This window comes from Cyanobium sp. Cruz-8D1, from assembly GCF_024345975.1.
Lineage (GTDB): Bacteria > Cyanobacteriota > Cyanobacteriia > PCC-6307 > Cyanobiaceae > Cyanobium.
Genome location: NZ_JAGQCD010000099.1, coordinates 1 through 2,466 on the forward strand (window position 1 = coordinate 1; position 2,466 = coordinate 2,466).

Below are 2,466 nucleotides of genomic sequence, written 5' to 3' on the forward strand. Positions count from 1 at the left end.
TGCAGGCCGATGGCGTTGGAGCTGGGCACCACGGCGGCGGTGATGATGTTGTTGCCGTAGAGGAGGCTGCCGGCGATCGGTTCGCGGATGCCGTCGATGTCGACGGGGGGTGCCGCGATGAAGGCGACGATGAAGCAGATGGTGGCCGCGAGCAGGGTGGGGATCATCAGCACACCGAACCAGCCCACGTAGAGGCGGTTCTCGGTGCTGGTGACCCAGTCCTTGAAGCTGTTCCATGGGTTGCCCCAGGAACGCTTGAGGATGGTTGTCGTCATGGCGAGGAATGAGGACGGGACTGGGGAGAGCTGCGAAGGCGAGGGTGGGCCATCGTGGTGGATGGCCCGCCGAGCGCCGACTCTTCCCAATACAACAGTAGCGTTGAAGCCTTCTATGACGTGAGAGGCGTTATGAGTATTCCTTCTCAAAGGGCTGGGGCGGGTTTCCGCCCAGCTGCGCACCGGCTGCATCGACCCAACTGGCGGCCCGTCTTCGCCGCTGTTCTGCTTGCCCTGACCCTGATGCTGCTGCCGCTCCAGGCCCAGGCAGCAGCCGATCCACAGCGCTGGACCCTCACGGATTCCTCGGGTCGTTCCTGGGGCCTGACCCTGTTCGAGCAACCTGATCCCGCCTACCCAGCCGGCTGGCGAGTGCGCCTGACGGCCCGCTCACCCGGGCAGATTGTCGATCACCAAAGGCCACTGCTCTTGAGCGACGGCCTCGGCGGCGCCTGGGAGCTGCCGAACCGCAGTGAGGAACTGGTGCGACAGGGGGAGGAGGCGATCCCCGAGGCCTCGGCCCAGTTCGACGCCAACGGCCTGGACCCCAGGCCCAGCGACGTGCTGCCGCTGCAGCTGGAGGTGCCGACCGACAATCCAGAGGGAACGATCATGGTCATGCTGCAACCTGAAGTCGTGCAGGCGCTCCATGAGCTGCCGCCGAGTCTGGCAACCTGATTGCCTTCGCCTTCCGGGCCATTGGCTGTCTCCCCCTGCGCCTGCACGAAAAACCGCTGCCGCTTGATGCTGCTGCTGCGCATGGGCGGCTCAGGCCCCCTTGGGCGGTCAGCCGCGATGGCGCACCTGAGCGACAGGCCTCCAGGGACGAAGCTCTGAAGCTGGTGTTCCGCTGCCCACTGCGGTTGGAGCGGACCGACGACGTGGGCTCCCTGAAGGTCGAAAAGGACGCACGCCCGGATCAAGATCCAGCCGGACCTTGCGCTCCCAACCAACCGATGGCTGTCAGCCTGGCCTTGGGATGGCGAAGCACCGGCGGCGACCTCAAAGTGCCACCGTGAGCGAACCGCAGCCATGAACCCCTTGGAATCCGATGGCCATGACCAATGAACCCATCCGCTTCACTGATGGGGCCGGCTACGACCGCTTCATGGGTGTCTGGAGTCGCCTTGCCGGCCAGGAATTTCTCGATTGGATCGTCCCGAACAACGGCCAGCGTTGGCTGGATGTGGGCTGTGGCAATGGTGCTTTCACGCAACTGATCGCTGAGCAGAGCGAACCGCACGCTCTTGTCGGCATCGACCCGTCAGAGGCGCAACTTGCCTATGCCCGGCAGCATCCACCGCTGCAGAGCGTTGACTTTGTGAACGCCGACGCCATGGCCCTGCCATTCGCCGATGATGCGTTCGATCTTGCGGTCATGCCGTTGGTGATCTTCTTCGTACCGGAACCGGCGCAGGGTGTCTCCGAAATGGCGCGTGTTGTGGCCCCGGGTGGAACCGTGGCCGCCTATGCCTGGGACATGGAGGGTGGGGGCTTCCCGTATGAGAGCGTGAATGAAACCCTGGGCGCCGTCGGCAGGGCCATTCCCATGCCGCCCAGTGTCGGCTCCTCCCGCCTTGAAGCGCTGAGCGATCTCTGGGTCACCGCCGGCCTGTTCGACATCCACACCAAAGTGATCACGGTGGAACGCACTTACACCGACTTCGACGACCTCTGGAACACCGTCCTCGGGGGGCCGAGCGCCGGTCAGGCCCTCGCGGTCATGAGCGAGGAGGAACGCACCCGCTTCCGTGAGCTGCTGCAAGCCCGCCTGCAGCCAACCGGCAGCGGCTTGATCAGCCTGACAGGGCGGGCCCATGCCATCCGGGGCAAAGTGCCAAGCCTGTGATGCGTTTACTTGCTCGCTGGTTTTGGCCGCTTCCGACACCGCAAAGGCCTTGCTTTCCCTGGAAACGAGCCCTGAAGAACCAGCCTTCCTGGACGTTCCGAATTCACGCTTCTGAGCCATCGGGCCCCAGCGTTGCTGGCAGGTGTCCGGTCTTCACCCAGATCGTGCAGCCCTGCTCACTCCAGGGCCGATGGGAACTACCGGGTGGATTGCGGAACCAGCTGCCGCCCGGATAGGAGCCCTGCTCGTCCTGAAAGACGCCATCGAGAACAACGATTTCCTCGCCGCCCGGGTGGCTGTGGGGCTGAAACGCCGTGCCGGGCGCCCAGCGCACCAGGGCCA

General features: G+C 64.8%; 3 protein-coding genes and 1 pseudogene. 2 read left to right on the forward strand and 2 right to left on the reverse strand.

Going from position 1 to position 2,466, the window contains the following annotated elements; genetic code table 11:
* Window positions 1–275 (reverse strand): annotated as a pseudogene (locus KBZ33_RS21305) (photosystem II q(b) protein); the annotation flags it as partial.
* A gap of 243 nt (window positions 276–518) precedes the next feature.
* Between KBZ33_RS21305 and KBZ33_RS21310 the strand changes: the two are divergent.
* Window positions 519–953: a DUF3122 domain-containing protein gene (locus KBZ33_RS21310; RefSeq protein WP_255012018.1), complete on the forward strand. Its 435-nt coding sequence runs from the start codon at window positions 519–521 to the stop codon at window positions 951–953.
* 379 nt (window positions 954–1,332) lie between these two features.
* Window positions 1,333–2,124 carry a class I SAM-dependent methyltransferase gene (locus KBZ33_RS21315; RefSeq protein ID WP_255012019.1) on the forward strand — a complete coding sequence of 264 codons (792 nt, stop codon included), beginning with the start codon at window positions 1,333–1,335 and terminating at the stop codon, window positions 2,122–2,124.
* Window positions 2,125–2,227: 103 nt separating this feature from the next.
* Here the strand turns inward: KBZ33_RS21315 and KBZ33_RS21320 are convergent.
* A partial coding sequence (locus tag KBZ33_RS21320; protein WP_255012020.1) for a cupin domain-containing protein occupies window positions 2,228–2,466 on the reverse strand: 239 nt, incomplete at its 5' end.

Bases quoted from the DNA above. Each gene is read 5' to 3' on its own strand.
- KBZ33_RS21310 (WP_255012018.1), top strand. From the start codon at position 519: ATGCTGCTGCCGCTCCAGGCCCAGGCAGCAGCCGATCCACAGCGCTGG.
- KBZ33_RS21315 (WP_255012019.1), top strand. From the start codon at position 1,333: ATGACCAATGAACCCATCCGCTTCACTGATGGGGCCGGCTACGACCGC.